The 17,765-nt window shown below is 61.5% G+C and carries 18 protein-coding genes; 9 read left to right on the top strand and 9 right to left on the bottom strand.

The window, feature by feature from the left end:
• Positions 1-30: 30 nt before the first annotated feature.
• From nqrF to QVP03_RS00215, 6 genes are read right to left on the bottom strand one after another with little or no spacing between them, the layout of a single operon-like run.
• Positions 31-1,293 carry an NADH:ubiquinone reductase (Na(+)-transporting) subunit F gene (gene nqrF, locus QVP03_RS00240; protein WP_022331697.1) on the bottom strand — a complete coding sequence of 421 codons (1,263 nt, stop codon included), beginning with the start codon at positions 1,291-1,293 and terminating at the stop codon, positions 31-33.
• A gap of 22 nt (positions 1,294-1,315) precedes the next feature.
• A complete protein-coding gene (gene nqrE / locus QVP03_RS00235) occupies positions 1,316-1,936 on the bottom strand; it encodes an NADH:ubiquinone reductase (Na(+)-transporting) subunit E (protein WP_018697113.1) in 621 nt (206 codons plus the stop codon).
• An 11-nt stretch (positions 1,937-1,947) separates the two neighbouring features.
• Entirely contained in the window at positions 1,948-2,604 is a 657-nt protein-coding gene (locus QVP03_RS00230; RefSeq protein ID WP_022331696.1) for an NADH:ubiquinone reductase (Na(+)-transporting) subunit D, read from the bottom strand.
• Positions 2,597-3,466, bottom strand: coding sequence for an NADH:ubiquinone reductase (Na(+)-transporting) subunit C (nqrC, locus tag QVP03_RS00225; RefSeq protein ID WP_022331695.1), 870 nt, complete (start codon positions 3,464-3,466; stop codon positions 2,597-2,599). The genes QVP03_RS00230 and nqrC overlap by 8 nt, the downstream gene beginning before the upstream one ends.
• A 9-nt stretch (positions 3,467-3,475) precedes the next feature.
• Positions 3,476-4,660: an NADH:ubiquinone reductase (Na(+)-transporting) subunit B gene (locus QVP03_RS00220; RefSeq protein WP_022331694.1), complete on the bottom strand. Its 1,185-nt coding sequence runs from the start codon at positions 4,658-4,660 to the stop codon at positions 3,476-3,478.
• A gap of 2 nt (positions 4,661-4,662) precedes the next feature.
• On the bottom strand, positions 4,663-6,018 hold the full coding sequence (locus QVP03_RS00215; RefSeq protein ID WP_022331693.1) for a Na(+)-translocating NADH-quinone reductase subunit A: 1,356 nt from the start codon (positions 6,016-6,018) through the stop codon (positions 4,663-4,665).
• A gap of 174 nt (positions 6,019-6,192) precedes the next feature.
• Here QVP03_RS00215 and QVP03_RS00210 point away from each other — a divergent pair, with 174 nt between their 5' ends.
• The 5 genes from QVP03_RS00210 to QVP03_RS00190 are packed head-to-tail and all read left to right on the top strand — an operon-like array spanning position 6,193 to position 9,894.
• Complete coding sequence (locus tag QVP03_RS00210) at positions 6,193-6,786, top strand: TatD family hydrolase (protein WP_022331692.1); 594 nt, start codon at positions 6,193-6,195, stop codon at positions 6,784-6,786.
• Complete coding sequence (locus tag QVP03_RS00205; protein WP_022331691.1) at positions 6,779-7,501, top strand: tRNA threonylcarbamoyladenosine dehydratase; 723 nt, start codon at positions 6,779-6,781, stop codon at positions 7,499-7,501. The genes QVP03_RS00210 and QVP03_RS00205 overlap by 8 nt, the downstream gene beginning before the upstream one ends.
• A gap of 26 nt (positions 7,502-7,527) precedes the next feature.
• Entirely contained in the window at positions 7,528-8,469 is a 942-nt protein-coding gene (locus tag QVP03_RS00200; RefSeq protein ID WP_022331690.1) for an NAD(P)-dependent oxidoreductase, read from the top strand.
• 2 nt (positions 8,470-8,471) lie between these two features.
• A complete protein-coding gene (locus QVP03_RS00195; RefSeq protein WP_022331689.1) occupies positions 8,472-9,017 on the top strand; it encodes a prolyl-tRNA synthetase associated domain-containing protein in 546 nt (181 codons plus the stop codon).
• A 7-nt stretch (positions 9,018-9,024) separates the two neighbouring features.
• Positions 9,025-9,894, top strand: coding sequence for an SPL family radical SAM protein (locus tag QVP03_RS00190; protein ID WP_022331688.1), 870 nt, complete (start codon positions 9,025-9,027; stop codon positions 9,892-9,894).
• 106 nt (positions 9,895-10,000) lie between these two features.
• Here QVP03_RS00190 and gpmI read toward each other — a convergent pair whose 3' ends face one another.
• Positions 10,001-11,527 carry a 2,3-bisphosphoglycerate-independent phosphoglycerate mutase gene (gene gpmI / locus QVP03_RS00185; protein ID WP_018697123.1) on the bottom strand — a complete coding sequence of 509 codons (1,527 nt, stop codon included), beginning with the start codon at positions 11,525-11,527 and terminating at the stop codon, positions 10,001-10,003.
• 25 nt (positions 11,528-11,552) lie between these two features.
• Positions 11,553-14,174: an alanine--tRNA ligase gene (gene alaS / locus QVP03_RS00180; RefSeq protein ID WP_022331687.1), complete on the bottom strand. Its 2,622-nt coding sequence runs from the start codon at positions 14,172-14,174 to the stop codon at positions 11,553-11,555.
• A gap of 99 nt (positions 14,175-14,273) precedes the next feature.
• On the opposite strand from alaS, the gene QVP03_RS00175 reads away from it, so the two are divergent.
• From QVP03_RS00175 to QVP03_RS00160, 4 genes are read left to right on the top strand one after another with little or no spacing between them, the layout of a single operon-like run.
• Positions 14,274-15,272: a M23 family metallopeptidase gene (locus QVP03_RS00175; protein ID WP_022331686.1), complete on the top strand. Its 999-nt coding sequence runs from the start codon at positions 14,274-14,276 to the stop codon at positions 15,270-15,272.
• 1 nt (position 15,273) lies between these two features.
• Entirely contained in the window at positions 15,274-16,224 is a 951-nt protein-coding gene (locus QVP03_RS00170; RefSeq protein WP_022331685.1) for a M23 family metallopeptidase, read from the top strand.
• Between the two features lie 12 nt (positions 16,225-16,236).
• A complete protein-coding gene (locus tag QVP03_RS00165; RefSeq protein WP_022331684.1) occupies positions 16,237-16,653 on the top strand; it encodes an MmcQ/YjbR family DNA-binding protein in 417 nt (138 codons plus the stop codon).
• 6 nt (positions 16,654-16,659) lie between these two features.
• Positions 16,660-17,496, top strand: a complete 837-nt coding sequence (locus tag QVP03_RS00160; protein WP_022331683.1) for an HAD family hydrolase — start codon at positions 16,660-16,662, stop codon at positions 17,494-17,496.
• Between the two features lie 35 nt (positions 17,497-17,531).
• Here the strand turns inward: QVP03_RS00160 and QVP03_RS00155 are convergent.
• Positions 17,532-17,765 (bottom strand): hypothetical protein (locus QVP03_RS00155; protein WP_288210573.1); only part of this gene is annotated, 234 nt, incomplete at its 5' end.

The following is a 17,765-nucleotide window of genomic DNA, read 5'->3' as shown; positions in this document are numbered from 1 at the left end:
GCCTGCGGCGTTCAGCGGATCACCGCACCGCTACGAGCCGAAGTTGTCGTAGAGGATATTCTCCGACGGCACTCCGAGGTCGTCCAGCATCTTGACCACCGACGCGATCATCATCGGGGGGCCGCACATGAGGTAGATGCAGTCCTCGGGCGCCTGGTGGTTCTTGAGGTAATTCTCATAGAGCACGTTATGCACGAAGCCCGGGGTGTATTTCACGCCCGCGGCATCCGCCTCGGGATCGGGACGGTCGAGCGCCAGGTTGAACTTGAAATTGGGGAACTCCTTTTCGATGGCATGGAACTCGTCCACATAGGGAGCCTCCTTCAGCGCACGGGCACCGTACCAGAACGACACGGGGCGCTTGGTCTTTTCGGTCTTGAACAGATGCATCAGGTGGCTGCGCATCGGGGCCATACCGGCACCGCCGCCGATGAAGATCAGCTCCTGCGTGTCGGGCAGGTTGTCCGGCAGGAAGAACTCGCCGTAGGGGCCCGAGATCGTCACCTTGTCGCCCGGCTTGCGGGAGAAGATGTACGACGAGCAGATACCCGGGTTCACCTTCATGAACCCGCCCGTAGCCTTGTCGAAAGGCGGCGTGGCGATACGGATGTTGAGCATGATGATATTGCCCTCGGCCGGGTGGTTGGCCATCGAGTAGGCACGGAACGTAGCCTCGGGGTTGGTCGTAACCAGATCCCACATCTTGAACTTGTCCCAGTCGGCACGGTAGGCCTCGTCGACGTCCATGTCCGAGAACTTGATGGCATCGTATTTCGGGATGTCGATCTGGATGTAGCCGCCGCTGCGGAACTTGAGGTTCTCGCCTTCGGGCAGCTTGACGACGAACTCCTTGAGGAAGGTCGAGATATTGCGGTTCGAGACCACGGTGCACTCCCACTTCTTGACGCCGAGCACGGCTTCGGGAACCTGTATCTTGAGGTTCTCCTTCACCTTGACCTGGCATCCCAGGCGCCAGTGCTCCTTGGCCATCTTGCGCGTGATGAAACCGGTCTCGGTGGGCAGGATGTCGCCGCCACCCTCGATCACCTGGCATTTGCACATGCCGCACGAACCGCCGCCGCCGCAGGCCGAAGGCAGGAAGACCTTGTTGTTGGCCAGCGTTGCGAGCAGCGTCGAGCCGCTTTCGGTCGTGATGACCTTCTCGCCGCCGTTGATGTCGATCGTAACTTCGCCCGACGAGGTCAGTTTGGCCTTTGCAAAGAGAAGCAGCCCCACCAACAGAAGGGTCACCACCAGAAAGGCAATGATTGCAACTATAATAGTCAATTCCATTTTTTCCGAATCTCTTTTAAGGTTAGAACTGAATACCCGAGAAGATCATGAAGGCGATACCCATCAGGCCGGTGATGATAAACGCGATACCGGGGCCCTTGAGCGCCGCGGGAATCTGCGAGTAGGTCGTCTTCTCGCGGATGGCGGCCATCATGACGATGGCGAGCCACCAGCCCAGGCCGGAACCCAGGCCGTAGACGATCGACTGCCAGAGCGACGTCAGCTCCAGCGCATCGACCTTCTGCTGCATGAAAAGCGAGCCGCCCATGATGGCGCAGTTCACGGCGATCAGCGGCAGGAAGATACCCAGCTGGCTGTAAAGCGTCGGCGAGAACTTCTCGACGGCCATCTCCACCAGCTGCACGAAAGCGGCGATGGTGGCGATGAAAACGATGAACGTCAGGAAGTCCAGGTTCACATCGGGCAGCCCGGCCCACGAAAGGGCGCCTGCCTTGAGTACGAATTCATACAGGAGGTAGTTCAGCGGCACGGTCATCACCATCACGAACGTAACGGCGGCGCCGAGGCCGAGGGCCGTTTTTACGCTCTTCGAAACGGCGATGTAGGAACACATGCCGAAGAAGAACGCGAAGACCATGTTGTCGATGAAGATCGACCGGATAAAGATATTCAATGATTCCATACGTTACCCTCCTATTTTTCCTGTAAATCCTTATTGCGCGAACGGTGCACCCAGATGATGCAGCCCACGATGATCAGCGCCATCGGCGGGAAGAGCATCAGCCCGTTGTTGTAGTACCAGCCGCCCTCGGCCGCATACCAGCTCTCGGGGATGATGCGCCAGCCCATCAGGGTGCCCGAGCCGAAAAGCTCGCGGAAGAAAGCCACGATCACCAGGATCAGGCCGTACCCCAGGCCGTTGCCGATACCGTCGAGCAGCGACGCCCACGGCTTGTTAGCCAGCGCGAATGCCTCGATACGTCCCATGACGATACAGTTGGTGATGATAAGGCCGACATAGACCGACAGCTGCTTCGACACCTCGAAGACAAAGGCCTTGAGCACCTGGTCGACCAGGATTACCAGCGCGGCGATGACCACCAGCTGCACGATGATGCGGATGCGCGAAGGCACGCCGTTGCGCAGCAGCGACATCACCAGGTTCGAGAAACCCGTCACGACCGTCACGGAGAGGGCCATGACGATGGCGGGCTTGAGCTGCACGGTGACGGCCAGCGCCGAGCAGATACCCAGGATCTGCACGATGACCGGGTTGTTCGCGGAGAACGGCCCCGTCAGGAACTTCATATTCTTAGCCGAAAACAAAGGCTCTTTTTCTTGCTTACTCATTGTTTCCTACATTTTCTTCGTTAGACTCATCCCGCACGGGAGCAAACACGACATCCTCGATTGCGGCCTTGCGCTTGGCTTCGAGCAGCGGCAGGTAGTGGTGCAGGCTGTTGTAAAGCATCGCCGTCACGCCGTCCGAAGTCTTCGTACCGCCCGAAATGGCATCCACTTCATGCTCGGGATCCTGTGCGCCGCCCTTACGCAGCTTCACGGAAACGAACTGGTCGCCCTTGAAAATCTTCTTGCCGACGAACAGCGCCTGGTATTTCGGCGTGGCGATCTCGGCACCCAGGCCCGGGGTCTCGCCCTTGTGGGCCATGATGATACCGGCCATCGTGTCCATATCCTTTTCGAGCGCCACATAACCCCAGACCGGGCCCCAAAGACCGGTACCCGTAACCGGGATCACCACACGGCCGTCCTTGGCCTCGAACACGGGGAATTTGCCGTCGTCGAAAGCACCCGGCAAGTCCTTGAGCAGTTCGAATACGTCCTGCCCCTCGACTTTCTCGCCCCGGGCGTCGACGACGTAGGCGTCGATGAAGGTGTCGTAGTTCTGCCCCTGCGCCGAGAGCGACGAGAGGATCGAGGATTTCTTTTCGTTCAGCTCGTTGGCATACTGGCGCTTCTGGAGCGAGAGTGCCGCCACGGCGAGCAGCGTCGCCACGATCACGACCATCACGGTCGAATACATTATAATATATGCGTTGCCGTTCTTGTCGCTCAGCATCCCCTTCTTCTTCGCGTCCTCGATCTCGACGAACGCCGAAGCGGGAGCCGCGCAAACGGGGCATGTTTCGGGAGCGGCCTTCCCTTCGTGGATATAGCCGCAGACTGTGCATTTGAATTTTTTCGTTGCCATATATCTCCCCTATTTCGCCAGTTTAACACGTTTCTTTCTGCGCGAGATGTTCGCCTCGACCACGTAGTAGTCCACCAGCGGAGCCAGCGCATTCATAAAGAGGATCGACAGCATCATGCCCTCGGGATAGGCCGGGTTGACCACGCGGATCAGCACTGCCAGCGCACCGGTCAGCAGCCCCACGATATACTTGCCCGTATTGGTCTGGGCCGAGGTCACGGGGTCGGTGGCCATGAAGACGGCACCGAATGCGAAACCGCCGATGATCAGGTGGTACCATGCCGGATAGGTCGTCACACCGATCGCCTGGAAGAAATAGCCCATCGCCAGCCCGCCGACGAATACCGAAACCATCGTGCGCCACGAAGCGACGCCCGTGAACAGGAGGATCGCGGCGCCCAGGAGGATTGCCAGCGTCGAGGTCTCGCCGATACACCCCGGAATGAAACCGAGGAAGGCATCCATGGCCGAATAGCCCATCTGGCCCGTGGTGCTCAGGTTTTCGAGTGCCGTAGCGCCCGAGAAGCCGTCCACCACCTGCGGCACATAGCCCGGGATATTGGCTGCGACGTTCTTCATATCTTCCGTCATGCCTGCAATCCACACCGTAGCGCCCGACATCGAGGGCGTATAGGCGAAGAACGCGAAGGCGCGGGCCAGCAGCGCGGGGTTGAAGACGTTCATACCCGTACCGCCGAACACCTCCTTGCCGAAGATGACCGAGAAGGCCGTGGCCAGCGCCACCATCCACAGCGGGATGTCCACCGGCATGATCATCGGGATCAGCAGGCCCGTCACAAGGAAACCTTCATTGACCTCGTGGCCGCGGGCCTGTGCGAAGGCGAACTCGATGCCCAGGCCGACGACGTACGAAACGACGATGATGGGCAGCACCTTGAGGAACCCGAACCAGAGCGAAGCCCAGAATTCGGGCTGTACGCCCTGCGAGAGGAAATGCAGGTAACCCGTGTTATAGAACCCGAACAGGAGCGCCGGCATCAGGGCGACGACCACCATGATCATCGTACGCTTCATGTCGTTGCAGTCGCGTATGTGCGCGCCTTTCTGCGTCGTGGTGTTCGGTACGAACAGGAATGTCTCGAACGCATCGAACGTCGACTCCAGGAAGCCCAGCTTGCCACCCTTGGTGAACGTGGGCTTGATCTTATCTACCAAATTGCGTAATGCGCTCATCGTTATGCCTCCTTAATCATTAAGTTAATACCGTCGCGGATGATCTGCTGTATCTCGATCTTCGAGGGGTCTACGAATTCGCACAGGGCGAAATCCTCCTCCACGACCTCGTAGATGCCGAGGTTCTCCATCTTGTCGATGTCGCCGGCAAGGCAGGCCTTCAGCAGGTACATCGGGTAAATGTCCATCGGCAGGTACTGCTCGTAGAGCCCCGTCACGACGAACGGGCGCTCGCCGCCGTTCATGTTGGTGTCGAGGTCGTAGGCCTTCTTCGGGCAGAGCCACGAGAAATAGGAGCGCGATACGGAGAACTTGTTGAAACGGGGCATCGCCCAGCCCAGCAGCTCGTACTTGTCGCCCTCGGGGATCACCGTAAGCTGATTGGCATAGAAACCGAGGAAGCCGTCGGCCGGAGTCTTCGTGCCGGTGAGCACGTTGCCCGAGATGATGCGTACATGGTCGCCCTCCTTTTGGGGTTTCACGTTGCCCCGGAGGATCGAATCGACCCTGGCGCCCGCGACGACGCGGCAGTACTGCGGTTTTTCGATCTCAGAGCCGGCTACGGCGATGATCTTCGTCATGTCGACGCGGCCTTCGTTGAACAGGCGGCCGATGATGGCCAGATCCTGGATATTGACCGTCCACACGACGTCGCCCTTGTTCACGGGGTCGATGTGGTGGATCTGGATGCCGACGTTGCCCGCGGGATGCTTGCCCGCGAAGGTGTGCAGCTCGGCACCCTTGAGCATGGGCATCTGCCCCTCGGCCTTGGCACGCACCGAAAGGTGCACTTTGCCCGGCGTGAGGCGGCGCATCACCTCGATGCCGGCCTGGAGGTTCTTCTGCTCGTTGCGGAGCACGAAGTTGTAATCCGGGGCCAGCGGCGCGGAGTCGAAGGCGGAAATGAAAACGGCCTTCGGCGTGTCGTTCGGGTCGGCGATGATGCCATAGGGCCGCTGCACGATCATCGGCCAAAGGCCCGAACGGAGCAGCAGTTCGACAATCTCCTCGCGGGACGCTTTCTGGAGGTCGGGCTTGGCGAACTCCTCGTAGCTCTGCGTGGCATCCGGCGTTACGGTTACGGAGAGCACCTTGCGCTTCTCCCCGCGGTTGACGGCAGCAACCGTCCCGCTGACAGGCGACGTGAAGAGGACACGCTCGCTGTACTTGTTGAAGAACAGCGGCGTACCGGCTTTCACCTCATCGCCTACCTTAACCAGCAACTTGGGAGTCACGCCTTCGAAATCGAGCGGCGAGAGGGCATACTCCGAAGCCTGCGGCGCGTCGGCCAGAGACTCCTGGGCCTTTCCCCGGAGATTGATGTCGAGACCCTTGCGTAGTGTAATGATTTTCGACATGGTTAAAGATTTTGATTGTTATGTTTGGATATTTTTGGGTTAAATTTCGGGCCGGTTTTTGTTGTTAGCCTGCTAACAGCATAATTCGCGTGCGAAAGTACGAATTTTTTCCGAAAAATCCGTATGCATTATCTATTATTTTTTAATTTACTTAAAATTTGTACTTTTGTCGCAATGACCTCCCAATTCGTCAACATACACACCCACCGCCCGACAGGCCGGGGCATCGAGCTCCGCACCGCCGGCATCCACCCGTGGGATGCAGACAAAGAGGACATCGCCGCACTCGGCACGCTCCCGGCGGACGTACAGGCCATCGGCGAGACGGGGCTCGACTATGCCCGCGGCGCCGGGCGCCAGCAGCAACTGGCCGCCTTCCGCGCCCAGCTGGCACTGGCGCGCGACCGGCAACTGCCCGTAGTGCTGCACTGCGTCAGGGCCTTCGAGCCCGTCATGCTGGAACTGGCCGCCCGCGAGCCCCGTGCCGTCATATTCCACGGGTTCATCGGCTCGCCCGAGCAGGCACGCCGCGCACTGGAGAAAGGCTACTACCTCTCGTTCGGCGTGCGGACGTTCTCGTCGCCCAAGACCCTGGAAGCGCTGCGCGAAACGCCCCCCGGGCAGCTCTTCCTCGAAACCGACGACAGCGACACCGGCATCGAGGAGGTCTACGCGCACGCGGCAGCGGTGAGAGGCACCACCGTCGAAGCCCTGAAACGGGCGACGACCGAAAATTACGAACGGATATTCGCCCCGCAAAATGGATAACTGGCTTGAACGCACCGAGCTGCTGCTCGGCAAGGAAAAACTCGACCTGCTCCGGCAGGCGCACGTGCTCGTCGTGGGACTGGGCGGCGTAGGCGCCTATGCCGCCGAAATGATCGCCCGGGCGGGCGTGGGACGCATGACCATCGCCGACGCCGACACCGTGGCGCCGAGCAACATCAACCGCCAGCTGGTGGCCCTGCATTCGACCGTAGGCCGGCAGAAGGCCGAGGTGCTCGCCGACCGGCTGCGGGACATCAACCCCGCGATCGGGCTGACCATCGTCAACCGCTACATCCGGGACGAGGAGACCTACACGCTGCTCGACGCCGCCGCATACGATTTCGTGGTGGACGCCATCGACACCCTCTCGCCCAAGCTGGCGCTGATAAAGGGTGCCCTCGACCGTTCGCTGCCGCTGGTCAGCTCGATGGGCGCCGGCGCCAAGACCGACCCCACGAAGATGGAGATCGCCGACATCTCGAAGACCCACCACTGCCCCCTGGCGCACATGCTCCGCAAGCGGCTGCACAAACTGGGCGTCCGCAGCGGCTTCAAGGCGGTATTCTCGCCCGAAGCGATGCGCGAGGGGGCGATGATCCTCTGCGACGAGCAGAACAAGAAGTCGAACGTCGGCACGATCTCCTACATCCCGGCGCTGTTCGGCATCGGCTGCGCCTCGGTGGCGATCCGCACGCTGATCGGGGAAATGGACTGACAACAAAACCATAAACACATACGCCAATGAAACCTAACATCGTATTTCTGGACGAGTACACCCTCGGGGGTGCCGACCTGACCCGCCTGCACGAGCTGGGCCGGTACACGGGTTACAGCACGACCGCGCCGGACGAGGTCGCGGATCGCTGCCGCGATGCCGAAATCGTCATCACCAACAAAGTCGTGATGCGCCGCGAGACGCTCGCCGCACTCCCCGGGCTGCGCCTGATCTGCATAGCCGCCACGGGCATGAACAACATCGACCTCGACGCCGCGGCCGAGCTGGACATCGCCGTCAGGAACGCCGCGGGCTACTCGACGCACTCCGTAGCCGAAACCACCCTCGGGGCGGCCATCGCCCTGCGGCGGCACATCGTCTACTACGACCGCTATGTCAAGAGCGGCGCTTACTCGGCCGCCGGGCAGCAGTTCCACTTCGCCAAACCCACGCACCAGCTCTACGGCTCGAAGTGGGGCATCGTGGGGCTCGGCGCCATCGGGCACGAAGTGGCGCGGCTCGCCGCGGCCTTCGGCTGCGAGGTACGCTACACCTCGACCTCGGGCGCCGTGCGCGAAGAGCCCTACCCCGCCGTGTCGCTTCCCGAACTGCTGGGCTGGGCGGACACGGTCTCGGTGCACGCGCCGCTGAACGACCACACGCGGGGGCTGATCGGCGCCCCGGAGCTGGCCGTGATGAAGCAATCGGCCATCCTCGTGAACGTCGCCCGCGGCGGGATCGTCGACGAGGCGGCACTGGCCGAAGCCCTCGACCGGGGATCGGTCGCAGGCGCCGCGCTCGACGTATTCTCGCGCGAGCCGCTGGCCGCGGATAACCCGCTGCTGGGCATCCGCGAACCCGACCGGCTGCTGCTCTCGCCCCACAACGCATGGTCGCCGCGCGAAGCCATCGACGTGCTGGTAGGCTGCATCGCGGAGAATATCGAAGAATTCTGCAAGGCCCGATAGCCATGGAAGGAATGGAAACGGCAAGCCCCGGCGCCGCAACGGCCGCCCCGACGCCGGACGAACGCCGGCAGCGGGTTTTCGGCTGGCTCGACGCCCGCGGCATCGCCTACACGTGGTACGAACACCCCGAGGCACCGACCATCGAGGCCGCACGCCGCTACTGGCGCGACGACGGATCGAAGCACTGCAAGAACCTCTTTTTCCGCAACCACAAAGGCAACCGCCACTACCTCGTATGTTTCGACTGCGAACGGAACCTGGCCATCCACGACCTGGAACACCGCCTGAGGCAGGGCAAACTGTCGTTCGCTTCGGAGCAGCGCATGGAGCGCTGGCTGGGGTTGCGTCCCGGTTCGGTGTCGCCCTTCGGGCTGATCAACGACCCGGCCAGGCACGTGCACCTGTTCCTCGACGCCAGCCTGCAACGGCTGCCGGCCTACTCGTTCCACCCCAACGACAACCGGTCGACGGTGGTGATCTCCCGTGAGGAGTTCCTGCGTTACCTGGCGGCCGTAGGCAACACCTACGAGTTCATCGAGCTCTACTGACCCGCCCATGCGGTATATCGAAACCAAAACGATCCTCTCGAAGCTGCGGACGGCCGATCGGTGGTTCGGCATCGCCTACAACATGAACCTCTACCGGGGATGCCAGCACGGGTGCATCTACTGCGACACGCGCAGCGACTGCTATGGGATCGGGGACATCGCCCAGATAGCCGTGAAGCGCAACGCACTGGAATTGCTGCCCGCCGAGCTGCGTGCCCGGCGGAAAAAACGCGCCACGATCGGCACGGGGTCGATGAACGACCCCTACATGCCCGTCGAGCGCGAGCTGCGGCTGACCCGCCGGGCACTGGGCATGATCGCCGACGAGCGCTTCCCGGTGCATGTCATCACCAAGAGCTCCCTGGCGGAGCGCGATGCCGACATCCTGCAGGAAATTTCCGCCACCTACGCGGCGGTGAGTTTCACCGTGACCTGTGCCGACGACGCGCTCAGCGTCCGCACGGAACCCGGCGCCCCGGCCTCTTCGGAGCGGTTCCGCGCGATGGCGGCACTGGCTGCCAAGGGCATTTATACGGGTGTCACGATGATGCCGCTGCTGCCGCTGATCAACGACACGCGGGAAAATGTCGAAGCCATCGTCCGCCGGGCGAAGGACGCGGGGGCGTCGTATATCCTCCCGATGTTCGGCGTGACGCTCCGCAGCGGGTCGAGGGAGCATTTCCATGCCGCCCTGGAGCGCGGGTTCCCCGGGCTGAAAGCACGTTACGAAGCCTGTTTCGGCAACCGCTACGAATGCTTCGGCCCGAACTGCCGGGCGCTGGACGACACGTTCCGCAACCTGTGCGCAAAGCTGGGCATAGCCACCCGGATGGAGTTCTACCGGCCTGCATCTGCGCAGCAGCAAACGCTCTTTTAATTCCCGGAATTTGCCACGCTCCAAATAAGGGTTTATCCCGACACGTCACCCCTAACGAAAAACACCCCGGAATGTAGATTCCGGGGTGTTTTATTGAAAAGGCAGGCTATTTCATCTCCACGAGCGCCTTGCCGGTCATTTCGGCGGGTTGCTCCAGCCCCATCAACTTGAGCACCGTCGGCGCGACGTCGGCCAGGATACCGTCGTGCACCGACTTCACACGGTCGGAAACGACCACGATGGGCACGGGGTTGAGCGAATGCGCCGTATTGGGCGTACCGTCGGCATTGACAGCGTTGTCGGCATTGCCGTGGTCGGCGATCATGACGACCTCGTAACCGTTCTCCTTAGCAGCCTCGACAACTTTGGCGACGCACCCGTCGACGGCCTTCACGGCCTTCACGATGGCATCGTAGACGCCCGTATGGCCGACCATGTCGCCATTGGCGAAATTCAGGCAGATAAAGTCGAACTTCCGCTCACCGAGTGCAGCAACCAGTTTATCAGCGACTTCCGGAGCGCTCATCTCGGGTTGCAGGTCGTAGGTGGCCACCTTGGGCGACGCGACGAGGATGCGGTCTTCGCCCGCGAACTCCGCCTCGCGGCCGCCGTTCAGGAAGAACGTCACGTGGGCATATTTCTCGGTCTCGGCGATGCGCAGCTGCCGCAAGCCCTGCTTCGAAACGAACTCGCCGATGGTGTTGGGCACGTTGTCCTTGTCGAAGAGGATGTGCAGCCCCGTGAACTTGGCATCGTAGGGGGTCATGCAGCAATAGTAGAGGGGCATGGTGTGCATCCCCTCGGCGGGCATGTCCTCCTGCGTCAGCACGATGGTCAGCTCCTTGGCGCGGTCGTTGCGGTAGTTGAAAAAGACCACCACGTCGTTGGGGCGGATCATGCCGACGGGCTGCCCGTTCTCGTCGATGCGCACGAAAGGCTTGATGAACTCGTCCGTAACGCCCTCGTCATAGGATTTCTGGACGGCTTCGACCATGTCCGACGAACGCTCGCCGATGCCGCTGACCAGCGCGTCGTAGGCAACCTTGACCCGTTCCCAGCGCTTGTCGCGATCCATCGCGTAGTAGCGCCCGATCACCGTGGCGATCTTGCCCGTCGTGGCTGCGAGGTGCTTTTCGAGGTCGGCGACGAACCCCTTGCCGCTGTGCGGGTCGGTGTCGCGGCCGTCCATGAAGCAGTGCACGAAGGTATTTTCGAGGCCGTAGGCCGCCGAGATGTCGCACAGCTTGAAAAGGTGCTCGAGCGACGAGTGCACGCCGCCGTCCGACACGAGGCCCATGAAATGCATGTTCACGCCGTTCTTTTTGGCATGTTCGAACGCTGCCTTGACCTCGGGGTTCTCCAGGATCGAATTGTCGCGGCAGGCGCGGTTGATCTTCACCAGATCCTGGTAGACCACGCGGCCGGCGCCGATATTGAGGTGCCCGACCTCCGAATTGCCCATCTGGCCGTCGGGCAGGCCGACGTTCTCGCCGTCGGTGCGCAGCTCGGCATGGGGATATTTCGCCGTCATGGCCGAGATATATTCGGGATGGACGGTCGAAATGACATCGGCCTTGTCGTGGCGGCCGTTGCCCCAGCCGTCGAGGATCATCAGTAATACCTTGTTATTCATAATTATCCGGTTTTTAACTATTCTTTTACTTTACCTGGGCCATAATCAGCTCCACGGCCTTGTCGATGGCGGCCTGCAGCCCGTCGGGGTTCTTGCCGCCCGCCGTGGCGAAGAACGCCTGTCCGCCGCCGCCGCCCTGCATCAGTTTCGCAGCCTCGCGCACCACGGCACCGGCGTTCACGCCCTGGGCCGTGATCTCGTCGCCGAGCATCACCGTCAGCATGGGTTTGCCGTCGTTGACCGCCCCCTGCACGAACACCAGCTTCGGGGAGCGGGCACGCAGGTTATAGGCCAGGTCTTTGACGAACTCGGGCGTACGGTCGGTCTGAGTGGCGATGAGCTGCACCCCGTGGCGCTCGGGCGTCGAGGAGATGATCTTCTCGGCCCACTGGGCGACCTGCTCGCGGCGCATGGCCTCGACCTCCTTCGAAAGCGTCTCGTTGCTCTCGAACATTTTCTTTACGGCCTGCAGCACCTGCGGGTTGTGGAGGTATTCGCTGATGTCGCGCATCGTATCCTCGGCGGCGTAGATGATCTTCTCGGCCTGTTCGCCCGTGACGGCTTCGATGCGGCGCACGCCGGCCGAGATGGCGCTCTCGGTCAGTATCTTGAAGAACCCGATGTTACCCGTGGCGCTGGTGTGCGTACCGCCGCAGAGCTCGACCGACGTACCGAAGCGCACCATGCGCACCCGATCGCCGTACTTCTCGCCGAAGAGCATCATGGCACCGCATTTCTCGGCCTCCTCCTTGGTGGCCTCGCGGTTCTCCTCCAACGGATAGTTGGCGCGGACGGCGCGGTTGACGAGCATCTCGACCTGGCGCAGCTCGGCGGGAGTCATCTTCTGGAAATGCGAAAAGTCGAAGCGCAGGATCTCGGGCGTCACCATCGAACCCTTTTGCTCGACGTGCGATCCCAGCACCTTGCGCAGCGCCTCGTGCATGAGGTGTGTCGCGGTATGGTTGTTGGCCGCGGCCTGGCGTTTGGCAGCGTCCACGACGGCCGTGAACTCGGCCGCAGGGTTTTCGGGAAGCTCCTTGACGATATGGATAATCAGTCCGTTTTCCTTTTCGGTAGCCACGACGGCGATGCGCTCGTTGGCATTCTCGATATAGCCGATGTCACCGATCTGACCGCCCGAGTTGCCGTAGAACGGCGTGCGGTCGAAGACCAGCTGGTAGGAGGTCTTGCCTTTGGAGGTCACGCGGCGGTAACGGGCGATCTTCACCCGCTCGGTCAGCGTGTCGTAGCCCGTGAAGACGCTCTCGCGAATGGGGAACAGCTCCACCCAGTCGTCGGTATCGACGGCCGCGGCGTTGCGCGAACGCTCCTTCTGCGCCTGCAACTCGGTTTCAAAGGCCGCGAGGTCGACGCCGACGCCCTGTTCGCGGGCGATGAGCTCCGTCAGGTCGATCGGGAACCCGAACGTATCGTAAAGCTCGAAGGCGTCCTTGCCCGAGATCAGTTTGCGGCCCTCTTTCTTGGTCTTTTCGACCACGCCGTCCAGCAGGCTGATGCCCGTGGCCAGCGTACGCAGGAACGAGGCCTCCTCCTCCTCGATGACCTTTTCGATCAGCGCCTGCTGGGCCTTCAGTTCGGGGAACTGGCCGCCCATCTGCTCCACCAGTCCGGGAACCAGCCGGCAGATCGTAGGCTCCGTAAAGCCGAGGTAGGTATAGCCGTAGCGCACGGCGCGGCGCAGGATGCGGCGGATGACGTAGCCGGCCTTGACGTTCGACGGCAGCTGCCCGTCGGCGATCGAGAAGGCGATGGCACGCAGGTGGTCGGCGATGACGCGCATCGCCACGTCGCACTTCGCGTCGGCGCCGTAGGTCTTGCCCGAAAGCTGCGAAATACGCTGGATCGTAGGCTGGAACACGTCGGTGTCGTAGTTCGATTTCTTGCCCTGGAGGATCATGCAGAGGCGCTCGAAGCCCATGCCGGTATCGACGTTGCGCGCCGGAAGCTCCTCCAGCGAGCCGTTGGCCTTGCGGTTGAACTGCATGAACACGAGGTTCCAGATCTCGATCACCTGCGGATGGCCCGCATTGACCATCCCGCGTCCCGGTTTGGAGGCGATCTCCGCCTCGTCGCGCAGGTCGAAATGGATCTCCGAGCAGGGGCCGCAGGGGCCGGTCTCGCCCATCTCCCAGAAATTGTCGTGCTTGTTGCCGCGGATGATATGGTCTTCGGGCAGAAACTGCTTCCAGTAGTCGTAGGCCTCCTGGTCGAAGGGCACGCCGTCCTCCTCGGAGCCTTCGAAAACCGTGGCGTACATGCGGTCGGCGGGAAGTTTGTAGACGCCGTGGAGCAGCTCCCACGCCCATTCGATCGCCTCTTTCTTGAAGTAATCGCCATAAGACCAGTTGCCCAGCATCTCGAACATCGTATGGTGGTAGGTGTCATGCCCCACCTCCTCCAGGTCGTTGTGCTTGCCCGAAACGCGCAGACACTTCTGGGTGTCGGCCGCACGCGGATATTTGCGGGGCGCATTGCCCAGGAAAATATCCTTGAACTGGTTCATGCCCGCGTTGGTGAACATCAGCGTGGGATCCCCCTTGACGACCATCGGTGCCGAGGGCACGATCACATGGCCCTTGCTCTCGAAGAAGTCCAGAAAGGCCCGGCGAATTTTATTCGATTCCATATATAAGATTTTATCCGATTTCCACGTTTGTGATTTCGGGTTGCAAAATTACACAATTAAAGTTAAATTTGCATCCTATTAACCGGAGTTTTTTCCGCAATGAAGCAAAAAGGGCAGAGATTCGACACGCAGGCGCTGACACAGGAAGCGCAGGCGCTGACGCGCGACGTGGTCACGGCACCTTTCCGCCTGCGCACCTACCGCCTGATCCGGAAAATACTCATCGGCTTCATCCTCGTCTCGATCGCCAACGTGCTCTTCTCGTACTTCTTCTACACCCCCAAGATGTACCGCATCATCCGCGACAACCGCGACCTGGTCATCAAGTACCGCATCCTGCAAGACCGCATCCGCACCTCGCAGCGGCGCGTGGACGAAATCCGCCACCGCGACAACTACGTCTACCGCTCGCTCTTCTCGACCGACACGGTGTCGATCGACGGCGTGTGGCAGCCCTACCCCGACACCAAATACGCCGCGATGGCCGGGGACGACTTCGCCCCGCTGATGGTCGGCACCTGGAAGCAGCTCGACGCGCTGGCCCGCATACTCTACCTCGAATCGGTGTCCTTCGACGAATTGCAGGCATTCGCCCGCGACAAGGAGAAGATGTCGGCGGCGATCCCGGCCATCTGGCCCATCGACCGCTCGGCGCTGCACAACGACCATATCGGCGCCTTCAACCTACGCCGGATGCACCCCGTGCTGGGGTATATCCGCCCCCACAAGGGCATCGACCTGGGCTGCGACCGCGGCACGCCGGTCTACGCCACGGGCGACGCCGTGGTGGAGGTCGCCTCCTCGGGGGGCAACGGCGGCTACGGACACATGGTGCTGCTGAACCACGAATTCGGCTACAAGACCCGCTACGCACACCTGAGCAAAGTCCTCGTGCAGCCGGGCGAACGGGTCACCCGCGGGCAGGTCATCGCCGAAACGGGCAACACGGGCATCTCCTCGGGCCCCCACCTCCACTACGAGGTGATCCACAAGGGCATGCCGGTGAACCCGATTAACTATTTCAACCGCAACATGACCGCCGCGGAATACGACGCACTCATGGAGAACATGCGCGATACGAACTTCGAAAAGCTCTGAGATGGCAGGAAAGAAAGACCTGGAGCGGCTCCGCAGGCGTAAGCGCCGCAAACAGAACATCATACGCGCGACGGTGCACTTTTTCGTGTGGGCCGGGGTCGCCGTGCTCTACTACATCGGGTTCTCGCTTTTCTTCGACACCCCCGTGGAGTACGAGCTCAAACACTCAACCGACCGCCTGCGCCGCGAATACGCCGCCCTCACCCAGCGGTACGACTCGCTGACGACCGTCATGCACAACCTCTCCGAGCGCGACCGCAACGTCTTCCGCATCCTCTTCGAATCGGATCCCTACGACTTCGATTCGGAATACGAACGCCGGCAGGCCGTCACCTACGAAAACATCTTCAACCGTTCGTCGCGGCGGCTCAAGCTCGAACTGCGCGAACGGGTCGCCGACATGGAGAAGCGGCTCGACGAGCTGAACGCCTCGTACCTCGACCTGCAGGCGCTCATCGACTCGGCGGGCAGCGGCTGCAACAACATCCCGGCCATCCAGCCCGTGATAAACAAGCAGTTGACGCTGCTCACGGCCTCGTACGGCATGCGCATACACCCCTTCTACAAGACCCTGCAATCGCACCAGGGCGTGGACTATACCATCCCCGAGGGGTCGCGCGTCTTCGCCACGGCCGACGGCGTGGTGCGCGACGTGGCGCTGCGCAACTCCACGTCGGGGCAGACGGTCGTGATCGACCACGGCAACGGCTACGAGACTTCGTACAGCCACCTCTCGAAGATCAACGTCCGCAAGGGCCAGCGCGTGAGCCGCGGCGAGATCATCGCCCTCTCGGGCGACACGGGCCTTTCGCTCTCGCCCCACCTCCACTACGAGGTGCGGCTGAACGGCATGCGCGTCGACCCGATCCACTACTTCTTCATGGAACTCACCCCCACCGAATACCAGCGCCTGATGCGCATCGCACAGTCGGGCATGCAGTCGTTCGACTAAAAACAAAAGGAGATGGGAAACGACTGGACAAAGGATTTCGGCTTCGCGCGCGAAGAAATTTTCCGCAGCGAAGAAACGCTCCGCACAATCCGCCATATCCGTGCCTCATGGGGCGGCGAACCGGAGTTCCTCTGGGAGAAATTCCCGGACTACGCCGTTTTCCGGCGGCAGGACAACGCCAAATGGTATGCCGTGATATTGACGGTGCAGGCCGGCAAACTCGGCCTCGCGGACGAGGGGCGGACAGAGATTCTCGACATCCGGGCCGATGCGGAGACCATGGCGCGGGCGCTGGACTTCGAACATTATTTCCCCGGTTACCATATGAACAAACGCACGTGGCTCACCGTACGGCTGGACGGCAGCGTAGCCCTGGGGGAAATCGCCCCGCTGATCGCCCGCAGTTACGAACTGGCAGGGAAAAAGTAACCCGTCATGCAAATCCGACTTATCCTGCTCGACTTCGACGGCACGCTGGCCGACACGCGGCGCGCCAATACGCTGGCCTATGTCGCCACGCTGCGCGAGGCGGGCTATGCGCTCACCGAGGAGGAGTATGCGGCAAAGTATTTCGGCATGCGGTGCAACGAGTTCCTGACCCGTTACGGCATCGCCGACCCCGGGGAGCGCGAGCGGCTGCGGCTGCGCAAGATCGCGCTCTACCCCGCGTTCTTCGACACCGTGCGGCTCAACCGCCCGCTGTGGGAGTTCTGCAGGCAGTTCCGGGCGCAGGGCGGCCGCGTATGGATCGTATCGACGGGCAGCCGCGCCAATATCGACAACGCAATGCGCCACCTGGGGATCACGGTCACGGGACAGCGGGCGGGGAGCCCGGCGCCGGCAGGCTGCGCCGGCATGGACGAAGCGGAAATGGTCGGAGCTGGCAAGGGTACGACCGCAACGGGCATGGACGGAGCCGGTGTGGAAGGAACGGGCAAAGGTACGGCCGGAGCGGACGTGGATACGACCGGAGCGGGAAATACGGCGCCGGGCGCGGCCGGATCATATACCGCCACGGCCGGAACAGGTGCGGCAACCCCGGGTGCGGCGCGGGATCCCGAGCCGGGCGAAGGGCCGAACGGCTCCGTGGACGGCATCCTCTCGGGCTCCGACGTCGAGCACAGCAAACCCGCCCCGGACTGCTTCCTGGAGGCCATGCGCCGCGAGGGCTGCACGCCGCAGGAAACGCTGATCTTCGAAGACTCCGAAATCGGGCTCGAAGCGGCCCGCCGCAGCGGAGCGTCGTATTTTGTCGTGAAGTTGGACACATAAACTTCCGGAAACAAACCGTTTTTTCGGGAAAATTGTTATATTTGTCTCTGAAATTGTTCATTTTTGACAAATACTTTACTAATCCCATGAAACGATTCCTCCCCATCACAGTTTTGGCGGTTTTCGCATATCCCGCCGCAACCATTTCCTGCCAAAGCGGAAAAAAGGCCGCAGATCCCCAAATCTTCTGGGACGGAGGCGCGATTCCCGACCCTGTTTTCAGAACTTACGTACTCGATAATTTCGACACCGACCGCGACGGGAAAATC

The sequence above is a fragment of the Alistipes sp. CAG:29 genome, from assembly GCF_000435435.1.
GTDB lineage: Bacteria > Bacteroidota > Bacteroidia > Bacteroidales > Rikenellaceae > Alistipes > Alistipes onderdonkii.
The sequence above is the reverse complement of the archived record's forward strand: the minus strand, read 5'-3'. Positions and strand labels throughout refer to the sequence as shown.

Excerpts from the sequence above, each read along its gene's own strand:
- nqrF (WP_022331697.1), bottom strand. The coding sequence starts at position 1,293 with ATGGAATTGACTATTATAGTTGCAATCATTGCCTTTCTGGTGGTGACC.
- nqrE (WP_018697113.1), bottom strand. The coding sequence starts at position 1,936 with ATGGAATCATTGAATATCTTTATCCGGTCGATCTTCATCGACAACATG.
- QVP03_RS00230 (WP_022331696.1), bottom strand. The coding sequence starts at position 2,604 with ATGAGTAAGCAAGAAAAAGAGCCTTTGTTTTCGGCTAAGAATATGAAG.
- nqrC (WP_022331695.1), bottom strand. The coding sequence starts at position 3,466 with ATGGCAACGAAAAAATTCAAATGCACAGTCTGCGGCTATATCCACGAA.
- QVP03_RS00220 (WP_022331694.1), bottom strand. The coding sequence starts at position 4,660 with ATGAGCGCATTACGCAATTTGGTAGATAAGATCAAGCCCACGTTCACC.
- QVP03_RS00215 (WP_022331693.1), bottom strand. The coding sequence starts at position 6,018 with ATGTCGAAAATCATTACACTACGCAAGGGTCTCGACATCAATCTCCGG.
- QVP03_RS00210 (WP_022331692.1), top strand. The coding sequence starts at position 6,193 with ATGACCTCCCAATTCGTCAACATACACACCCACCGCCCGACAGGCCGG.
- QVP03_RS00205 (WP_022331691.1), top strand. The coding sequence starts at position 6,779 with ATGGATAACTGGCTTGAACGCACCGAGCTGCTGCTCGGCAAGGAAAAA.
- QVP03_RS00200 (WP_022331690.1), top strand. The coding sequence starts at position 7,528 with ATGAAACCTAACATCGTATTTCTGGACGAGTACACCCTCGGGGGTGCC.
- QVP03_RS00195 (WP_022331689.1), top strand. The coding sequence starts at position 8,472 with ATGGAAGGAATGGAAACGGCAAGCCCCGGCGCCGCAACGGCCGCCCCG.
- QVP03_RS00190 (WP_022331688.1), top strand. The coding sequence starts at position 9,025 with ATGCGGTATATCGAAACCAAAACGATCCTCTCGAAGCTGCGGACGGCC.
- gpmI (WP_018697123.1), bottom strand. The coding sequence starts at position 11,527 with ATGAATAACAAGGTATTACTGATGATCCTCGACGGCTGGGGCAACGGC.
- alaS (WP_022331687.1), bottom strand. The coding sequence starts at position 14,174 with ATGGAATCGAATAAAATTCGCCGGGCCTTTCTGGACTTCTTCGAGAGC.
- QVP03_RS00175 (WP_022331686.1), top strand. The coding sequence starts at position 14,274 with ATGAAGCAAAAAGGGCAGAGATTCGACACGCAGGCGCTGACACAGGAA.
- QVP03_RS00170 (WP_022331685.1), top strand. The coding sequence starts at position 15,274 with ATGGCAGGAAAGAAAGACCTGGAGCGGCTCCGCAGGCGTAAGCGCCGC.
- QVP03_RS00165 (WP_022331684.1), top strand. The coding sequence starts at position 16,237 with ATGGGAAACGACTGGACAAAGGATTTCGGCTTCGCGCGCGAAGAAATT.
- QVP03_RS00160 (WP_022331683.1), top strand. The coding sequence starts at position 16,660 with ATGCAAATCCGACTTATCCTGCTCGACTTCGACGGCACGCTGGCCGAC.